This is a genomic window from Mangrovibacterium diazotrophicum (assembly GCF_003610535.1).
Taxonomy (GTDB): domain Bacteria; phylum Bacteroidota; class Bacteroidia; order Bacteroidales; family Prolixibacteraceae; genus Mangrovibacterium; species Mangrovibacterium diazotrophicum.
In genome coordinates this window covers 3,615,262-3,634,444 of record NZ_RAPN01000001.1, presented here as the reverse complement: position 1 = coordinate 3,634,444, position 19,183 = coordinate 3,615,262, and the positions used below count along the sequence as shown (strand labels likewise).

The 19,183-nt window shown below is 45.3% G+C and carries 17 protein-coding genes and 1 tRNA gene; 5 read left to right on the top strand and 13 right to left on the bottom strand.

Going from position 1 to position 19,183, the window contains the following annotated elements:
- Window positions 1-116: 116 nt before the first annotated feature.
- From BC643_RS14255 to BC643_RS14245, 3 genes are all read right to left on the bottom strand, one after another.
- Window positions 117-191: transfer RNA gene (locus BC643_RS14255), tRNA-Val, on the bottom strand.
- Between the two features lie 128 nt (window positions 192-319).
- Complete coding sequence (locus BC643_RS14250; RefSeq protein WP_120273718.1) at window positions 320-1,612, bottom strand: NCS2 family permease; 1,293 nt, start codon at window positions 1,610-1,612, stop codon at window positions 320-322.
- 18 nt (window positions 1,613-1,630) lie between these two features.
- Entirely contained in the window at window positions 1,631-2,332 is a 702-nt protein-coding gene (locus BC643_RS14245) for a DUF5020 family protein (protein WP_120273717.1), read from the bottom strand.
- A 365-nt stretch (window positions 2,333-2,697) separates the two neighbouring features.
- Here BC643_RS14245 and BC643_RS14240 point away from each other — a divergent pair, with 365 nt between their 5' ends.
- From BC643_RS14240 to BC643_RS14230, 3 genes are all read left to right on the top strand, one after another.
- On the top strand, window positions 2,698-4,356 hold the full coding sequence (locus BC643_RS14240; RefSeq protein ID WP_245994977.1) for an AMP-binding protein: 1,659 nt from the start codon (window positions 2,698-2,700) through the stop codon (window positions 4,354-4,356).
- 48 nt (window positions 4,357-4,404) lie between these two features.
- Window positions 4,405-4,935 carry a ribosome maturation factor RimM gene (gene rimM, locus BC643_RS14235; RefSeq protein WP_120273716.1) on the top strand — a complete coding sequence of 177 codons (531 nt, stop codon included), beginning with the start codon at window positions 4,405-4,407 and terminating at the stop codon, window positions 4,933-4,935.
- A 104-nt stretch (window positions 4,936-5,039) separates the two neighbouring features.
- Window positions 5,040-5,747 carry a head GIN domain-containing protein gene (locus BC643_RS14230; protein ID WP_170154564.1) on the top strand — a complete coding sequence of 236 codons (708 nt, stop codon included), beginning with the start codon at window positions 5,040-5,042 and terminating at the stop codon, window positions 5,745-5,747.
- Window positions 5,748-5,816: 69 nt separating this feature from the next.
- Here the strand turns inward: BC643_RS14230 and BC643_RS14225 are convergent, their stop codons facing one another.
- The 9 genes from BC643_RS14225 to BC643_RS14185 all read right to left on the bottom strand — a co-directional run bounded on the left by BC643_RS14225 (window position 5,817) and on the right by BC643_RS14185 (window position 16,405).
- Window positions 5,817-6,380, bottom strand: coding sequence for an L-threonylcarbamoyladenylate synthase (locus BC643_RS14225; protein WP_120273714.1), 564 nt, complete (start codon window positions 6,378-6,380; stop codon window positions 5,817-5,819).
- A gap of 1 nt (window position 6,381) precedes the next feature.
- Window positions 6,382-7,494 carry a glycosyltransferase family 4 protein gene (locus BC643_RS14220; RefSeq protein ID WP_170154563.1) on the bottom strand — a complete coding sequence of 371 codons (1,113 nt, stop codon included), beginning with the start codon at window positions 7,492-7,494 and terminating at the stop codon, window positions 6,382-6,384.
- A gap of 102 nt (window positions 7,495-7,596) precedes the next feature.
- Window positions 7,597-8,898: a diaminopimelate decarboxylase family protein gene (locus BC643_RS14215; protein ID WP_211338060.1), complete on the bottom strand. Its 1,302-nt coding sequence runs from the start codon at window positions 8,896-8,898 to the stop codon at window positions 7,597-7,599.
- Window positions 8,899-9,117: 219 nt separating this feature from the next.
- Window positions 9,118-9,984 carry a diaminopimelate epimerase gene (dapF, locus tag BC643_RS14210; RefSeq protein WP_120273712.1) on the bottom strand — a complete coding sequence of 289 codons (867 nt, stop codon included), beginning with the start codon at window positions 9,982-9,984 and terminating at the stop codon, window positions 9,118-9,120.
- Window positions 9,985-10,059: 75 nt separating this feature from the next.
- On the bottom strand, window positions 10,060-11,589 hold the full coding sequence (locus BC643_RS14205; protein WP_120273711.1) for an ATP-binding cassette domain-containing protein: 1,530 nt from the start codon (window positions 11,587-11,589) through the stop codon (window positions 10,060-10,062).
- 120 nt (window positions 11,590-11,709) lie between these two features.
- On the bottom strand, window positions 11,710-12,408 hold the full coding sequence (locus BC643_RS14200) for an energy transducer TonB (RefSeq protein ID WP_120273710.1): 699 nt from the start codon (window positions 12,406-12,408) through the stop codon (window positions 11,710-11,712).
- 322 nt (window positions 12,409-12,730) lie between these two features.
- Window positions 12,731-13,456 carry an ABC transporter ATP-binding protein gene (locus tag BC643_RS14195; RefSeq protein ID WP_120273709.1) on the bottom strand — a complete coding sequence of 242 codons (726 nt, stop codon included), beginning with the start codon at window positions 13,454-13,456 and terminating at the stop codon, window positions 12,731-12,733.
- A 2-nt stretch (window positions 13,457-13,458) separates the two neighbouring features.
- Complete coding sequence (locus BC643_RS14190; protein ID WP_120273708.1) at window positions 13,459-14,934, bottom strand: DUF5687 family protein; 1,476 nt, start codon at window positions 14,932-14,934, stop codon at window positions 13,459-13,461.
- Between the two features lie 28 nt (window positions 14,935-14,962).
- The gene (locus BC643_RS14185; RefSeq protein ID WP_120273707.1) at window positions 14,963-16,405 is read right to left on the bottom strand and encodes a T9SS type B sorting domain-containing protein; all 1,443 of its coding nucleotides are present in this window, start codon (window positions 16,403-16,405) and stop codon (window positions 14,963-14,965) included.
- A 100-nt stretch (window positions 16,406-16,505) separates the two neighbouring features.
- Here BC643_RS14185 and BC643_RS14180 point away from each other — a divergent pair, with 100 nt between their 5' ends.
- Window positions 16,506-17,516, top strand: coding sequence for an aspartate-semialdehyde dehydrogenase (locus BC643_RS14180; RefSeq protein WP_120273706.1), 1,011 nt, complete (start codon window positions 16,506-16,508; stop codon window positions 17,514-17,516).
- A gap of 223 nt (window positions 17,517-17,739) precedes the next feature.
- On the opposite strand, the gene BC643_RS14175 is transcribed toward BC643_RS14180, so the two are convergent.
- A complete protein-coding gene (locus BC643_RS14175; protein ID WP_120273705.1) occupies window positions 17,740-18,399 on the bottom strand; it encodes a DUF2461 domain-containing protein in 660 nt (219 codons plus the stop codon).
- An 84-nt stretch (window positions 18,400-18,483) separates the two neighbouring features.
- On the opposite strand from BC643_RS14175, the gene BC643_RS14170 reads away from it, so the two are divergent.
- The gene (locus BC643_RS14170) at window positions 18,484-19,161 is read left to right on the top strand and encodes a 2-C-methyl-D-erythritol 4-phosphate cytidylyltransferase (RefSeq protein ID WP_120273704.1); all 678 of its coding nucleotides are present in this window, start codon (window positions 18,484-18,486) and stop codon (window positions 19,159-19,161) included.
- Window positions 19,162-19,183: the final 22 nt, after the last annotated feature.

Sequence of the window (19,183 nt, the reverse complement as noted above, 5' to 3'; positions counted from 1 at the left end):
AATGTAGTTAAACAAATTCACCATCCATTAGCAGATGTTCGTACAAACATATAGCCTAAGCGTTGACTTGTGTTACTATTTTGTTACTCATTCCTTGTTGAAACGTCGTAACTAAGTGGGTTGTACTGGATTCGAACCAGTGACCCCTACCCTGTCAAGGTAATGCTCTAAACCAACTGAGCTAACAACCCGTGTGCGGGCAAAAATACAAATTTTTCAATTCGAAAAATGCCCGGTTGTATTTTCATTTTATGTTATAAAAAAAGGAGCTCCGTTGATGAAGCTCCTTCCTGTATGTTTTGATTCTCTTACTTTCAAATTAAACGCCCAACCAAAGGTTGACCACAGAAAGTGCACCAATGATCCACATCAGCCAAGAGATCTCTTCGAACTTACCTGCAACTGATTTCAACAGGATGAACGAAATGAATCCGAACGACAAACCAGTTGAAATACTGTAGGTCAGCGGCATCAGGATGATTGTCAGGAATGCCGGGATTGAATCCGAGAAATCAGTAAAGTTAATCTGCTTGATATTTTTGAACATGTACACCCCAACAATGATCAAAGCGGGAGCTGTTGCATAAGCAGGAACAATACCGATAATCGGAGCAAACAACAGCGCCAGTAAAAACAAACCCGCTGTTACTACCGATGCAAAACCGGTTTTAGCACCATTCGCAATTCCCGAAGCAGACTCGATGTAAGTAGTTGTTGTACTGGTTCCCAACAGAGCACCGGCAACAGTTGCCACAGCATCAGCCTCCAGAATACGGTCAACGTGTTCTACTTTGCCGTCTTTATCCACAAAACCCGCTTCATACGAACAAGCCACAATGGTACCTACCGAGTCAAACAAGTCAACGAACATGAACGAGAAGATCGCACCAATCAAGCTAAATTTCAAAGCCGACAAAACATCGAGCTGCAGAACCAGCGGACTAATTGACGGTGGCATCGAAATAAGACTATCCGGCGGAGTAACCTGACCGGCAATCAATGCGATTATCGTCGTAATGATAATACCGTAGAAAATTCCACCGCGTACTTTTTTCACTTCCAAAACAGCAGTAATCACCAACCCGGCAATACCAATCAGCAAAGTTGGGGTGAATTTTCCCAATCCAACAAAAGTCGCCGGATTAGCAACAACCAAACCCATGCTTTTAAAACCGATGAAAGCAATGAAAAGACCAATACCGGCGCCGGTTGCCAAACGCAACGACAGCGGAATGGTATGGATAATCTTGGTACGAACCTTTGTAACGGTCAGCAAAAGGAACACGACACCCGAGATGAACACGACCCCAAGGGCAGTTTGCCAGGGAACTCCGGCACCCAAAACGAGCGTATAAGTAAAGAAAGCGTTCAAGCCCATACCCGGTGCCATAGCATAAGGCACGCGAGCCCAAACACCCGCCAGAATTGTACCAATAACTGAAGCCAAAATAGTAACGGTAATCAGCGCGCTTTTATCCATTCCTGCATCACCCAAAATGTTCGGGTTTACAAAAATGATGTAAGCCATGGTCAGGAAAGTTGTGGCACCACCAATAATTTCTTTTTTGATGGACGAGCCACGCTCGGTTATACTAAAATATTTATCCAGCATTGTTTCGGAATTTTAGGTTTAGAACGTGTATTTCACAGCCAAAGTTGGGTTCACCTGCCAACCATCTTCAGCAAAGTTACTGCTGATCTCAATCTCAGAACCGGCAGCAAAGTTCGGGCAGAAGTTATACCAGATTTGCGGCTCAGTCAGGAAACGGAAATCAGTTGTACTAGTTCCCCAATCCATGCCTTCTTTCCAGAAATCCGCAAAACCATCGAATACTAATTTACCTTCCAGCATTTTAATCGTCCACACTGCTGTTAACTGGAAAGATGCATCTTCCTTGTCTTTAATGTACTTGTAGTTACCTTGCAGCGTCAAAATTTTAGAAAAGTCACTCGATGCCCAAGTGTGTTCAACACCCGCTAACCAGCAGTTTTCGATAGGAACGAATGCATCCAATACATTCGGAATATACAATTTCATTGTTCCACCGTTGTATTCCACGCGTGGCATAATCGTTTGCGTTTCTTTCCATTTAAATGCACGGGCAATTTCCCAATAAGCTAAAGAAATACCGTTATCTACATTCCGCTCGTCACTGCCATAGTCCATATCAATAAAGAAGAAAGTAGAACCGTACTTGTCAGGACGAAACATCTCAACAGTAGTTGTCACTAATTTCCGTTCTTTTCCAAAGTCATAATGAAGCTGGATGTTTTGAGCCATAACAGCTCCCGAGAACGCGACAGCAAACAGGATGAATAAAAGTTTTTTCATAGTAATTTTCAATTGTTGATTAAAGTGATGTTAAGCGGCAAAAATATAAAAAAGTGTAAGAATAAATCGCAAAGCAAGATTTTGAATCCTGCTAGCCAGAGGCTTACCGCAAAGAAAGAAGTAAGTTAAGCAGATTAAAATTAGTTTCAAAAAGACAAATGAGAAGAAATTGAATAATTTTCGATGCTTTTGTTACAAAACAATTACATACAAAATCAAAAAGTTCAGCCAAAGAATGTGGCTTGATATTTGTCAACTCTTCTCGCCATTGATTGTTTTAGAGTCGGGAGCACAACGACCGGCAGCATGATTGGCATAACTAAAAGAAAATCTTACATTTGCCGGTTGTCGAAAGAAATCGGACAATGCTCGAAGAGGACGATATTATGAATGAAAAGGGATTAATCGCTTACTACAGGCAATCGTTTCAGCAGAACAAGGATTTGCTGCTATTTTCAGACTACGAAGGAATAAACTATACCTACGAAGACGCTGCAAAGCTGATCTACCAGATTCACGGGTTCTTTGAAAAGTGTGGGCTCGCCAAAGGAGACAAGGTCGCTCTGCTGGGTCGCAACTCATCGCACTGGGGGATTACCTTCCTGGCGACGATCAGCTATGGAGCAGTGGCCGTGCCGATTTTGCCCGACTTCAATCCAGCAGATGTTCACCACATTGTAGGCCACAGCGAGTCGATGATCCTGTTTGCAGGCGACCAGCTGCTCGAAAAGCTCGACCTGAATGAGATGCCTCAACTGGAAGCGGTTTTGAGCCTTCAACGCATGGATCCGGTATGGGCCAAGTCGGCAGAAATTCTGAACTTCTGGCGCCAACCCGACTACAATCGGGCGGCTTTCAATTTGAAGAATATAATGCCTGCCGAGCTGGAAGACGAGGACACCTGTGTTATTTCTTACACTTCAGGAACTTCCGGCTTTACCAAAGGTGTGCTTTTGCCGGCCCGAAGCCTGATGTCGAACATCCGTTTTGCCCGCGAGCACATGCCACTGAAGCAAGGCGAGAAAATTGTCTCGTTTTTGCCAATGGCGCATGTATTTGGTTTGCTGTTCGAGTTTTTGTTCCCGGCAACCCTGGGCTGCCACATCACCTTCCTGACGAAAGCGCCGACACCGCAGGTCATCGTGAAAGCCTTCAAGGAAATACAGCCGCACCTGATTCTTTCGGTGCCATTGGTGATCGAAAAGATTTACAACAAACAAATACAGCCGGCACTTGAAAAGCCGCTGACAAGCTTCCTGCTAAAGGTTCCGGGGATCAGAAACCTCCTGTATAAAAAGGTTCGACAAAAGTTGGTTGAAACTTTCGGTGGCCGATTCTACGAAATCGTGATTGGTGGCGCTGCCCTCAACCGCGAAGTCGAAGATTTCTTCCGCAAGATAAAATTCCCGTTCACCATTGGTTACGGCATGACCGAGTGCGGTCCGCTGATTTCGTACCAGGCATGGAACAAAACACAGCCTTACTCAGCCGGTGCTTTGGTTGATCGCATGCAGCTGAAAATCGATTCGGCCGATCCGTATCTCGAAGTGGGCGAGATTATGGTGAAAGGCCCCAACGTGATGGCGGGCTATTATAAAAACCCGGAAGCGACAGCTCAATCGATTGACGACGATGGCTGGTTGCGAACCGGTGATTTAGGAATTACTGATGCGAACAATTTCATCTACATCCGCGGCCGGAGCAAGAACATGCTGCTTGGCCCGTCGGGGCAAAACATCTACCCCGAGGAGATTGAGGCCAAACTCAGCAGCCAGCACTTCATTCTCGAGTGTGTTGTTGTCGACCGCGAGGGCAAATTAGTCGCACTGGTTTATCCCGACTACGACAGCCTTCAGGTGCATAACCACAATACCCCGGAATATGTGTCGCACGTGATGGAAGAATACCGGGTGAAAGTGAACAGAGAACTCGCGAAATACAGCCAGATTTCGAAGATTGAATTGGTTGAAACCGAATTCGAGAAGACACCAAAGCGCAATATCAAACGCTTCCTGTACACCTGATCACGGAAATCGACTAAATAATCTTTCAGATTTTCTATTTTTGCTAACATGGAAACAATACCCAAAGCGAAATGCCTGAAAATTGGCTACCTGCAGAAACCTCACGGTATTAAAGGAGAAGTAGTGCTTCAGTTTGAACCGGAGTACGAAGCCAGTCTCGACGAGATGCCCATGCTTTTCCTCGAGATCGATGGTTTGCTGGTTCCCTTTTTCATGCAGGAAGAAGGCCTGCGCTTCCGTTCGTCGGAAACGGCGCTTGTTCATTTCGACTGGATCGACGATGAGGAACAGGCCCGTAAAATCTGCGGCAGTTCGGTTTATATTTTAGAAGATGATTGGATTAACGAATCGGAAGAACTTTCGCTGCACATGCTGGTTGGCTACACGCTTTTTGATACCGAAAAAGGGAAAATTGGCCCCATCACACAAGTCGACGACTACGCCGGCAACCTCATTTTAACCGTGACTTACAACCAACAGGAAATTTTGGTTCCTTTTAACGAAGATTTTCTGACTCGTTTCGACGAAGACGCCCGCGAAATGGAATTGCAGTGTCCGGAAGGAATCTTCGATTTGTAACAAATTTTGCAGCAAACCCTGCAACCTTTTCCAATATCTCCTGTCTTTTACCAGTAACGAACGTGGTTCGACAATATCAGAAAACAAGATAAATTATGAGACACATGAAAACAAGAGTGATGACATTGGTGACAATGCTTTTGCTGGTAGTTGGCCTTAGCAATGTACAAGCAGAAAACCAAACAAGAGAACTGGATGCCTTTTCTGAAATCAGCCTGCGGGTTGACGCCAAACTTTACCTGGCTCAAGGCGATAAGCAATCGGTAGAAATTGTAGCCAAATCATCAACACTGGATGAGTTGGTGACAGAAGTAAAAAACAGAGAGCTTGTAATCCGTTTTAAAACGAAGAACATGCTCTGGAAAGATTTCGAAACCGGCAAAATTGAGATTTACATTACCGTACCAGATATCTCTGCGTTAACTGTATCCGGATCGGGTGACATCCTTAACGACGGGCCAATTAATTCTCGTATTCTTAGCCTGACACTCAGCGGGAGCGGAAGCATTAAACTCGATGATCTAAAAACTGAACGCCTGACCTCCAATATCTCCGGAAGTGGCAACATCCTGGTCGATGGTGACGGTGATGCGCAAGATGTCAGTGTTAACATTTCAGGATCGGGTGGTTTTAAAGGAGAAGATTTCGAGACCGAAGACGTTACGGTTCGCATCTCGGGATCGGGAAATGCTTACATCCACTGTAACAACAGCCTCGTAGCAAAAATCGTTGGATCGGGAAGTGTCTTTTACAACGGTAACCCGCGCATCGATCAGTCGATCGGCGGATCGGGACAGGTTAAGGAGCTGTAAGAAGCGGCCCTGTTAAAAAAGGAAAGCTATTCAAAGAGTGTCTGGCTCTTTGAATAGCTTTTTTTGTTTTTATTCGCGAATAATTTTGATCTCGCCACCAACTCCCAGTTTGATAATACTGGACGGTTTTGCCGGATTCAGATCATCCTGACGGTAGCTCACAACGTAATCCACCGCATTTTTCACTTCTTCGCTCACCTCGCCGAAAAAAGCCGGAGAGGGTTCCCCACTGATATTGGCCGATGTTGAGACAATCGGTTTCCGGAACCGCTGAATCAGCTGCTGCGTAAAGCGTTCCGTGGTAATTCGGATACCCACCGAGCCATCTTCAGCCAGCAAATTCGCCGCCAAATTTTTGGCACCCGGGTAAATAATTGTCATCGGTTTATCCGTCACCTCAATCAAATCGTAGGCAATCTCGGGTACTTCCTGCATGTAGCGTTCCAGCAGGTTCACGTTCTCCATCAGCACCAACATACTTTTCGAGTCGGCACGTTTTTTTATTTCGTAAACACGCTTCACCGCAGCTTCATTGGTCGCGTCGCAGCCAATTCCCCAAATTGTATCGGTAGGATAAAGAATTACTCCCCCGCTTTGAAGCACTTCCAGTGCTTTTTTAACATCATCTTGCATGTTATCGTTTTTGATATATTTCCATTAACCCACGGGCATATTGCTCGGGCCTGAACCGTTCCGCATTTTGGTAACCGAGTTGTACTTTTTCGTCCCGCAACGCCGTATCCGACAGCAAAAGCCAAATACCGTTCGCAATCTCTTCCGCCTTCTCCGGATCGGCATACAAAGCAGCGTCACCGCCCGCTTCCGGCATCGAACTCACATTTGAAGTCAGCACCGGGCACCCGCACGCCTGTGCTTCGGCAACCGGCAATCCAAAGCCTTCAAACAACGACGCAAAAATAGTCAAATACGCCATTTGGTAGATGTGGCTCAACTCATCATTCATCACCTGTGTTAAAAATAGAATTCGCCCTTCCAAGTGTCGGATGAGCGGTTTCAATGTTTTAAAGTAAGCCGTCTGCGCCCCAACCACGACAATCGGGAAATCAATTCCGCCCTCAACGATAGCACGAAGCACCTGCTCCTGATTTTTCCGCTTTTCAATCGTTCCCGGCACCAATATAAATTGATGCGGAAGCCGGTACTTCAGCCGAGTTAATTCAATGTCTTCCTCCGCACTTTTCGCAAAATACAGCGGGTTGATACACTGGTAGAGCATGTCAATCCGGCTCTCGTCCACATTCATATAATGAATTAAGTCGCTCTTGGTTTGCTCGCTTATGGCGATAATCCGGTCGGCCACCTTCAGTGCATATTTGTATTTCCGGTAATAAATCCGACGATCGGCAGCCCTGTAAAACCGCGGATAGCGCATCATAATCAGATCGTGAAAGGTAACCACCGACCGAATTCCTGCTTTTCCCAAACCAACCGGCAACTCCTGGCTCAGACCGTGAAAAACGTCCAACCCAACTTTTTGTGCCAGTTCCGTCACCTTGTAAGTTCGCCAAACCGGCTTCACACTTTTCCACCATTGCCCGCTTGGAGCAACAGTTACCAAGGGCTTTTGAGGCGAATAAATAAGCGGATTTACCGACGGACTATAAAGGTAGTAGGCATTTTCGGGGAAAGAGGTATTTAATGCGTCGATCGTATTTCGGCTGTAGCTTCCAAGACCAGTCGAATTCAGGAAGGCGCGCTTCGCATCAAAACCAATTTTTAGCGGCATCGTCATGGTTTCAAATGTACGAAAAGGCTTTAATTACAGAACAAATGGCAATAAAAAACCGGGAAACTTTCGTATCCCGGCTGTCTATTTTAATCTCAAGATCTATTCAAAATCTTTGACGCCTTCGAAATCAAGCGTTGCGAAGTAGTCTTCCAAGGTCTCTGCACGACGAATTTGAACCACCTCGCCATTTTCGCGAAGCAGCAATTCGGCCGAACGTAACTTACCGTTGTAGTTGAATCCCATGGAGTGACCGTGAGCACCGGTATCGTGAATCACAACCAGGTCGCCCGGTTCTACTTCAGGCAACAGACGGTTGATCGCAAACTTATCGTTGTTTTCGCACAACGAACCGGTTACATCATAAATGGTGTTGCACGCACTTTTCTCCTTACCCAAAACAGTAATGTGATGATAAGCACCGTACAATGCTGGACGCATGAGGTTAGCCATACAGCTGTCCAACCCGGCGTATTTCTTGTAAGTTTCTTTAATGTGCAGCACTTCTGAAACCAGGTATCCGTAAGGACCGGTAATGGCGCGGCCCGATTCAAAGAAGATCTTCAACGGATCAAGACCATTTGCCACAATGTATTTTTCGTAGCGTTCTTTAATGCCCTCGCTCACAATTTTCAGGTCAACCGGCTTGTGTTCGTTTTTATAAGGAATACCGATACCACCACCCAGGTTGGCAAACTCGAAACGGATTCCCAGTTCTTTCGACAGGTCAACAATGGTATCGAAAATAATGTCAGCAGTTTCAACAAAGTAATGTGCATCCAACTCGTTTGATGCCACCATAGTGTGAATACCGAAACGTTTTACACCTTTCGCCGCCAAACGTTTGTAACCTTCGAACAGTTGTTCGCGGGTGAAACCGTATTTTGAATCTTCAGGATTACCAATAATGATGTTTCCTTCTTTCAAGGCACCCGGATTGTAACGGAAGCAAACCAGCTCCGGAATTCCGGCATGTTTTTCCAGATAATCAATGTGCTTAATATCGTCGAGGTTGATGATCGCACCCAACTCCATCGCTTTTTGGTACTCGTAAGCAGGCGTATCGTTCGAAGTGAACATGATTTCCTCGCCACGCATTCCCAAACGCTCAGCCAAAATCAACTCGGCCATCGAGCTACAGTCAATCCCGAAACTCTCTTTCCGGAGTAACTTCATCAAATACGGGTTCGGAGCAGCTTTAATCGCGTAGTACTCTTTGAAGCCCTCGTTCCATGAAAACGATTCGTTGAAGTAACGCGCGTATTCCATCATCGCTTTCTCATCGTAAATGTGAAAAGGCGTCGGATGCGTCTCAATTACTTTCTCTATTTGTTCTTTTGTAAAGGGTAATTTTTTACCGATCATATTCTTTTTCTGTTTGTTAAATGCTTCTACTAATTCCATCGTTTCTGACTTTTCTCTCACTTTGGAGTGACAAAGATAACCATAAATTGGTCGTATCGTTTTGAATCAAATACAGCTTGTTTGTTTTACCGCTTGAATTGACAAATATTTAGCATTTTTGTTCAACCCTTGCCTGAATCTTTCAAACAAATCTGATAAAAATAGTGAGGGCTCCACTTAAAGCGAAACCCTCACTGCTATAATAGTACTTATTCTGTTCTATCCAATTAGCTCGTCTAGCAGCTCTGCGCTCAAAACGCCTGATGCGATCTCGCGCACTTCACCGGTCATGTGAATTTGCCAGTCTTCGTCGATCTCCAGCTTCAGCTCACCTCCCGGCATTTTCATCGTCAGCTTGCGGTTCGTCAGTCCTTTCTTCACCATAACAGCGGCAACGGCACTCGACGAACTGCCCGAAGCCAGGGTCCAGCCAGCACCACGTTCCCAAATCAGGATTTCGACCAAATCAGGCGAAATCACTTTGGCAAACTGTACGTTGATGCGGTTCGGAAACTTCGTATGATTTTCAATCTGCGTTCCGTATTTCATGATCTCGTCCACCTCTAACTCGTCCTTGATAACAACACAGTGCGGATTGCCCACCGAAACACAGTTGATCCTGTAACTTGTTCCGTCCAGTTCCAGCAATTCATCCAGACATTCCGCCTGCTCACTTTTAACCGGAACCTTCCCAGCCTCGAAAATGGCGGCGCCCATGTCAACTTTAATCATGCGGGCTTTTCCTTTTTCCTGCTGAATCACTTCCGCCCGAACAACTCCTCCGAGGGTATCAATCGAGAATGACGTATTTGTCGTATAGCCGTAGTCGAACAGAAATTTGGCAAAAATACGTAAACCGTTACCGCTCTTTTCAGCTTCCGATCCATCGGGATTCAGAATGCGCAAACCGAAATCGGCTTTTGTTGAATCAACCAGCACCAGGATGCCGTCGGAGCCAATTCCGTAGTGGACATCGCAAATGAGTTGAATGTTTTTTACCGAAAATTCGAAATCCGTCTTGTGGCTGTCCATCACAATGTAGTCGTTACCCAGACCATGTGATTTTACAAAGAAGTTGTTATTCATTGGATCAGATTGAAATGTTTTGAACAAAAATAACCGATTTTGTCGCTTCTGCACGACCGCGAAAGCTGAATTTAATCAGTTAAATGTACCGTTTAACTTCACCTGACCACCTTCAAGCTCCAGCAGTTTCGACACACAAGTCGGAATTTCGTTGCGGTGGTGCGTCACATAAACCATCGTTGTATTCAAATGTTGACACACCTGCTCCAGCAAATTCACAAAACGACTGGTCTGCACCTCGTCCAACCCCTGGCAAGGCTCATCCAGTATTAAAAGTGAAGGCGATTTTACCAACGCGCGAGCCAACAGCAATGCCCGCTGTTCGCCCAACGACGCCTGAACAAACAAGCGATCCTGCAAATGCGACAGGCCCAAAACCGGGAACCAGCGCTCAGCCAAATCCCGTTCCAGATCGGTTGGCTGACTGGCAAAACCAATCTCGTTTTTAAAGCCGGAGACAATCACATCCATGCAACTCAACGCATCGTAATGCCCGTGCGACTTCGACTGCAAACCGGGAATGGTATTGAAAATCCCTTCGCCACGCAGGAAGTACTGGTGCAACTCCGGCGACACAAATCCAATCCGGTTTTTAATGTCCCAAATACTTTCACCCGAGCCGCGCTTGCGATCAAACAACACCAGGTCGTTCACATAGCCTTGCGGGTTGTCAGCCGTTACCAGGCTCAATAAAGTTGACTTTCCTGCGCCGTTGTGTCCCAGCAAAGCCCACTGCTCGCCGGGTTTCACCTGCCAGTCAATATCTTTTAAAATCTGTTTTCCTCCAATGGTTACCTGCACCTTTTTCATGCCAACAACCTGCTCAAACTGCTCGTTGTGCTTCACCAAACCTTTAAACAATTCAGGAGCAATCGGCTCATTAACGCTAGCCGACGGTGCAATCTTCGACTGGAACTCACCAGGCGTACAACATTGCAGCTGGCGTCCTTCATGCAATTCAATAACCTGGGACACCCCTTCCGGGATCATCTTCGGCGAACAAATCAAAGCGAATGAGATACCCGTTTGCATCTGTTTTTGAATCAAGGCAGTCAGCTTCGCCCGCGAATCCACATCCAGGCCAACAAAAGGCTGATCGAGCACCATCAGATCTGGTTTCTGAAGCAGTGCCGCCGCCAATTGCGTTCGCTTACGTTCGCCATTGCTCAGCTGAAGCAGCTTCCGATCTTTTAAATGATCGATATGCATCGTTTCCATCACTTCGTCGATTACCGCAGGCGCATCAGCAACTTCGGCTTTCGCGGCCACTTTCTCCAGATAAGTCTGAATAGATGGACTGTTTTCCATGCCCTGATTCTCGTAACGCTGCCCGTAGTAGGTACTGCGTTGCCCCGAAAGTGACAGGAAATGATCCTGCTGATCCACCATCACGCGACTGATCTCTCCTTCAATCTTCAACTCCCCCGAACTTGGCAAAATCTGCCCGGCCAACAATCGCCCCAGGGAGGTTTTCCCACTCCCCGAACTGCCGGTGATCGCCATCGATTCCCCCGGATTCAATGTAAATGAAATGTCGTTTAGAATGGTGGTCATGCCACTGCGCAACACGAGCGAACGTGCAACAATACTGCTTGTAGTTTTCATGGCTACAAAGATAGGTCGAACGCCTAAAAACGGTTCCCATCCGCTTGTTCAAACGCAAAACTTAAGAAATAACAAAGGCTGTCCGACGGACAGCCTTCATTAATCAACCCATTTCCACTATTATTGTAACACAAAACTAATCGGCACACTGAATGACACCCGAACCGGCTCACCCCTTTGCAAACCCGGTTTCCAGCGCGGAAGACTGTTGACTACCCGCAAAGCTTCCTTATCCAGCGATGGGTCAACACTCCGAATAACCCTGGCATCCGTGACCTTCCCATCTTTTCCGACCACAAAATTTACGTACACTTTTCCTTGCACCCCATTTTCCTGAGCAATCACCGGGTACTTAATGGCATCGGCAATAAATTTGCGTAACGCGATGTCACCACCCGGAAACTGGGGCATTTCCTCGACAATGTAGAAAATCGGATCTTCCTTTTCTTCCTTTTCTACTTCGTGCGCCATTGTTGTCGCTATCGGAGTAACTTCAATAACCGTTGCCTCATCGGCCTCGGTACTTTCAATTTCAAGTTCATTCTCAACCTCAACATCGTTGGCGACAATGTTCAGAACCTCAACAACCTTGGGTGGTGGCGGGGGTTCCGGAGGCCGAACCTGTTCTTGTCTGGTTATGGGAATTATCTCTGTCTCTATTTCCTGTACGCTTACACCACCTAAAGTCTCAACTTCCTTTACAGGAGTTTTCCATTCAAATGCTATGAAGCAAATTCCCAAAGCCAAAACAAGTCCAATCTCAACAAAAAAGTTGTGATAGCGATCCAAATCGACACGTGGATACTTTTTGACTTCCATGACTTTTGGTTTTTATCGTAAAACATAAAAAATGAATCAGTATTTGTTCAAAGGAGGTTCCAATGCAGAACAGTTGAACGACGGAGTAACGTTTCCGTTGCGGAAACTATGAACACAGTTCATGCGCTTCGGAGGGATTTACATATGGTTATACGCAAACATTTGGCGCGCTGTTTCCGAATTACTTAACAAGAAGTATGTTAATGACGCTGTTATTCAACAGCATCATCCTGGTGCTAAAAATAAGTAAAGCTGCACGCATGGACTACCAGCCGTAAAACGGAGTCCAAGCAAGCAGCTCTACCTGAAAAAAATAGTATGTTTAATCTATGGTGAAGCTTTCGGGTTCCAACACACCGGCAAAGAAGGCTTCCAATTCCTTTAGCGTTGTTTCCGTTTTTGGTACATCCTTCACTATTTTTCCTTTTTCAAGGATGACAATCCGGCTGCAAACTTCGGTGATGTTGTCGAGGGTGTGCCCCGAGATCAGGAAAGTTGTACCCTGTTCCGCCGCCTGCTTTTTAATGAGTGTACGCAGTTTGTACTGAGAACTAGGATCGAGGTTGGCAAAAGGCTCGTCCAAAACAACTACTTCCGGTTTTCCCATCATCGCGGCTGCAATGCCAACTTTCTTCTGATTCCCTTTCGACAAGTCGCGGATAAACTTTTTCTTTCCACGAATCTCACCATTGAAAAATTCGTCAAACTCTTTCAAATAAATCTCCCGGTCCGATTGATTCATTTCTCGAAGCTCACCCACAAAAGTGAAATATTCATCGGGTGTCAGGTATCCAATGGTAAAGCTCTCGTCGATAAACGCACCGGTAAATGCTTTCCAGTCATCCGATTTCTGAACGACAATTCCCTGGCTGATTACCTGCCCTTTTGACGGCACAATCAGGTCTAGCACCAGGTTAAACAAGGTTGTTTTACCGGCACCATTGTTTCCAACCAAGCCGAAAAGCTGGCCTTTTTCAATCTTCAGTTCCTCAATATTCAGAACGATTTCTTTTTGATAGGCTTTTATGAGGTTTACAATTTCAATCATGATCAGGAGTTTTTATAATCGCGGATGAGGCGATGTTTTTGTTTGTTGTATGACTTTTCGAAATAATTAAATAAGTGAGGCTGAAGCAGAATCCCAACAACTCCCAGGAGACCCAAAATAATCAATGCCGGGTTGGAATTTGTTGCCCATTTAAACAGGTAGAAAAACAGGATCGGCCCGATGAGCAGCGGGAATGCGATCAGCCATTGCGTGGCCCCCATTCCCTGGTAATTGAACATCGCCGAACCTCCCAGATCGACCGCCTTTTTACTAAAAGAACCGAACAGCAAGATCAGGTTCAGATTCACACCAATGTGGTAGAAAAACAGGGCGGTATTGAAATAAACGATCCGAATATCCATAAATCCGTACAGCAAAGTGACCAGGAAATAGATGAACGACACAATCAGGTTCATGTAATAAAAGGCTTGAAGGAACTGCTTCATTTTGAAATTCTGGGTCATCAGCATCGCGTAGTAGCGACTGTGCCAAGCTGGGAAAAACTGACCGATGGAGATTGAAAACATACCGGTCATGATCAACCCTCCTAAAATCAAGATTCCTTCAGGTATTCCTTTGTCAACATCTTTATAAATCAGAAATCCGTAGAGCAGAAATAGCAGAGTCATCACAAACTGGGTTCGGGGACGCTTATTTCGCCAAATCATCCGAACGTTCAAGGAAATGAATTTGCCATACTCACCCAGTTCACTCATCCAACTGAAGTCTCGCACCGTTGAGTCCTTTTGCTTCTTCTCAACCAGGTTCAGGTACAAATTTGACATCAGGTAACGCAGATTGAGCCAATAAAACAGAACGGGAGGAATCGCCAATCCAAGCAGAATCAAAGGCTGTTGAATCGTCGTGTCCAGCAATCGTCCAAATGCACCGGTCAAATCCACCAAGCCGAAATAATTTGCAGCATAAAGCGCCACGAAAACCGCAGCAAACACATAAAACCCGTAACTGCTCTCGTTGATCCACCATTTCAAGTATGTCGTGAGGAAATGGTTGGTCATGATTAATAGCACAATGGCAATTAACCAGTAAACCGCTCCGGCTCCAGCATGATCAGGCACCACGAGACGAAAGAACAGTGGGATGATCATGAAAAAAGGCAGGAGATTGAAAAAATGCAAAACCGACCGGTTGAGCAAATAGGTGGCAATTCGCCGCCGTTTAATATTCAAAATAATAAACGGTTTGAAGCTGATGGTGGGCAAACTTTGTAATAGTTGTCGCATCACTAAATCGATCGCAAAATAGATTAACAGATAACTGTTCAGCATGCTGGTTAGTTCCTGACCAGGGAATTTCTCAGTCAACGCTCTCGGAATAATCAAAAGTCCAAAAGCCAAGAAAACCGCAGTAAAGTATAGCGCCAGAAAAACGAGCATGACCGTAGTCGCAATGCTTCGTCCGAAAGAGGGTGAACGGGTGATCTCTTTCAGCGAAAAAGAAAAAAGGTGTTGTTTCATGGTTGTTTTTTGGTAGTGACCGTCTAAATTACATAATCTTGTTTACGATCGTGCAGCTTTTCCGGAATACTTTGCGCTCTCCCCTCAAATTGGTCAATTCGATATAGAAAACGTAAATCCCGGCAGCCAACAGCTCGCCATCCGATCGTTGTCCTTGCCAATTTAGATCGGCAGTTTGCCCGATTGTTACATTTTTTTGCGGTTGATCGATCAATCGTCCTGATACATCAAAAATCAGCACATTCAGCAACCATTCCGGCTCTGACAGTTCGAAATGAAGATTCGTGAAATCGTTATAGCCATCATTATTCGGCGAAATAACATCGGGCTCAAAGGTCACCGAGTTTGTCTGAAAATCGAGCTCGAGCATCGAATTCGGGCAGCCGGGCGTCGCGAAACCCACAACCGACGCAGCGGATGTCCAATTCTCCCATTCACTCGTTGGCAACTTAACAGACCTCCGTTCCAACGAAATCCCTTCTTCATCGGCAATCGAAGGATGATGCATTTTTGCATCGTAGATTAACTCGTCAATCACATTCAGCGAGTCATCCACCAGCGCGACTACCCCACCATCATTCGGCATCGATGGCAGTTCACTCGACATAAAATTCTCTGCACAGTTTTGCGGGTAAATAAAAGGCAGGCTGTCCGGTTTTTCGCACAGCAATAAATAGGCACCAGGTGCCAAATAATCCGCAAAAGCCGAAAACGAATTAACTTGTTTCAAGTTTCCATCGCTATCTCGTGAGGCGATAAACAGGTGATCGGTACGCAGCTCCTTATTCGAAACATTCACCACCTCCACAAAATCATCACAATCAGGGTAAGGATTAAACAGAATTTCATTGATCAACAAATCTCCTGCAGCTGCCAAATTCTCGGGTAAAAGCGGCGGTTCCTGCGACTCGACCAAAATATCGTCGACTATTATTTTATCGGAAGCATAACTTGTGTTCAAGCGAATCACGATTTGCAGCGAGTCTCCCTGCAAACCGGTTTGCTCCACCACGGCCTCGCCCCAATTTCCGGCACTGATTCCATTGATTTCGAAAAGTTGTTCGGGCCCGTCGTCCAGGCGATAAAAAACATGAATGTATTTACTGGTTTCAGTCTTTCCACTGCCGGTTTCCCGGGTCGTCAATTTGCAGCTCACACTGCTTTCACCAGAAATCCGGATCCACTCGGAAGTCCAGACTGCCTCGCCATCGCAGTCTAGTGCTTCGAACCGGCCACCGGAAGTCGAAACTGTTTTCACATAATCGTTGGAAGCTGTGAAGCTGCAATTGTCCACATTGAGGAACCATTTTGTAATTCCGGATAAGTCAGCATGAATCGTCAAACCATCATCGTCTCCCCAATATCCTTTCTCTGCGATTTCAAAATTTTCAAACCAAATTGGCCTTCCGTAAGTATCAATTGTAAACAAGATGATTCCCAGCAAAAGAAAATACCAAGATTTCGCTTTCATTGGGTTAAAAATTAAAAGTAAACAACTAATTTTGGGCGCTCTAAGTTTCTACAGTAGAAACTGATTTTTAACGATTTAAATTAACAAAATTTTCCAAACTATGAAAGTTGCAATTGTTGGTGCAAGTGGAGCGGTTGGACAGGAGTTTTTGAACGTACTGGCTGAACGGAATTTCCCGCTCGATGAGTTAGTTTTATTTGGATCGGCCAGAAGTGCCGGAACAGAATACGAATTTAAAGGCAAGAAACTAACTGTCAAGGAATTGAAGCACAACGACGATTTCAAAGATATTGATATTGCATTGACCTCTGCCGGAGCTTCAATCTCGAAAGACTTTGCGTCAACGATTACCAAATACGGAGCAGTCATGATCGACAACTCCAGCGCTTTCCGTTATGACGACGACGTTCCATTGGTTGTTCCTGAAGTAAACCCGGAAGATGCTTTGGTGCGCCCACGCAACATTATTGCCAACCCAAACTGCTCGACAATTCAAATGGTTGTTGCGTTGAAACCAATCAACGATTTGTCGAAAATTACCAAAGTGCAGGTTGCTACATACCAGGCTGCAAGTGGTGCAGGTGCGCAAGGTATTGCCGAACTGGAAGAACAAACCCGTCAGATTGCAACAGGTGAAGAACCGAAAGTTGACAAATTTGCTTACCAGTTGGCAATGAATATCATTCCTCACATCGACGTTTTCCTGGATAACGACTATACTAAAGAGGAAATGAAGATGAACTGGGAAACCAAAAAGATTATGCACACCGATGCTGAAGTAAGCGCCACTTGTGTGCGTGTTCCGGTTGCCCGTTCACACTCTGAAGCTATTTGGCTGGAAACGGAAGAAGCGTTGAGCGTTGAGCAAGTACGCGATGCATTCGAAAAATTTGAAGGCTTGACCGTTATCGACAAACCGCAAAACAAAGAATACCCAATGCCTTTGTTTGTGGCTGGTAAAGATGATGTATATGTTGGTCGTTTGCGCAAAGACATCACGAATCCAAAAGGGTTGACTTTTTGGTGTGTTGGCGACCAAATTAAAAAGGGTGCTGCACTGAATGCCGTTCAAATTGCCGAGTGGCTGATCAAGACAGGAAATCTGAAATAATCAAGACCAATCACGATAAAAGAAAAAAAGCCGGGAAGTAAATTCGCCGGCTTTTTCTATGAAAATGGGTTGATTGGGAAGAAACTAATCTATCTATTAATACGTGGTTCCCGGATTTTGTAACCCTTTTCACACTATTATATCATGAACGAATGCTTTTCGTACAACTTTCTGTACGATTTACACCATGAACGACCAAAATATTATTGTTAATTCGACACTTTTACCGCCGTTTTTCGATGGCATCATTCAGAAAACGGTTCATGTGGCTCAGTTGTCGGAAAACAGATACGGCGAGCTCGACCAAATCAGCCGACAAAACCTGCTCATCGGTGAGTGAATAACCAAAAGCGTACGATTTGTAGCGCAGCAAATCGATATCTTCAAATTCCTTATCGAAGCCTTTTGGTGCAGTCTTCAATTTTTCACCCATGATCTCTGTGAAGTATTCTTTAAAGTCACCGTCATACAGCACTTCCTTGAAACCATCGGGATGCTCATAAATCTCCATGCGAATCGCTCTTAAAACATCGGCTGCCGGACACCAAACCCCGCCTCCGATAAACGAAGCTCCTGGCTCAAAGTGCACATAATAACCGGCTAGGTCGCTTTTTCGTCCTCCGGGAGCAATGAAACTACCCATGTTGGTTTTGTACGGGCTTTTGTCATTCGAGAAACGTACATCGCGAAAAATACGGAAAAGGCAGTCCTTCGCGCTCAAGGCAGGAATTTCAGAATCCATCTTTCGCAGTTCCTGAATCATGATCTCGGTAAAAAACAACATCTGCTCTTTACTCGCATCATAAGCTTTCCGGTTTTCATTGAACCATTCTTTGTTGTTATTCTCTTTGAGTTCGTTCAAAAATTGAAGGAGTGTTTGCATGGCTTTGTCTGTATTGATTTTGAATCAGCAATTGTAAAGTGAAATCTAAATGTATTGCTATTTTTGCATGCAACATTTAAATCGATGGAAAAGTTTGCATTAATCGTAGCCGGCGGAAGCGGAACCCGAATGGGTGCCGAAATCCCCAAACAATTTATTCCGGTGTGTGGAAAGCCAATTCTGATGCACACGCTGGAACAATTCTACAACTACGATTCGAGCATGCAGCTTGTCCTGGTGCTTCCCTCCAACCAGTTTGCCGTTTGGGAGAAACTTTGCCGGGAAAACAACTTTCAACTTACTCATCAACTGGTGGCTGGTGGAAACACTCGTTTCCAATCGGTCAAAAATGGCCTCGACACGCTACCCGAAAACGGAATTGTTTTTATCCACGACGGCGTTAGACCTTTGGTTTCGCAACAAACAATTGCGAACTGTGAAGAAACAACCCTTGCAAAAGGTAACGCGCTTCCGGTGATGCCAGTCGTAGAAAGTTTGCGAGAACTGACACCGGAAGCAAGCAAGCACACCGACCGAAGCCGTTTCAGGTTGGTTCAAACACCTCAAACTTTCAAACTGGACCTGATCAAAAAGGCATTCAAGCAAGAAGAATCCCCACTGTTTACGGACGATGCTTCTGTTTGCGAATCCATGGGCGAAACCATCAAGCTCGTAGAAGGAAACCCCGAGAACATTAAGATTACCCGTCCTTTTGACCTGAAGATCGCTGAATTTTTACTTCCCTCAATTTGCGGCAAATAAAATAGCTAATCCTGCCTTTTTC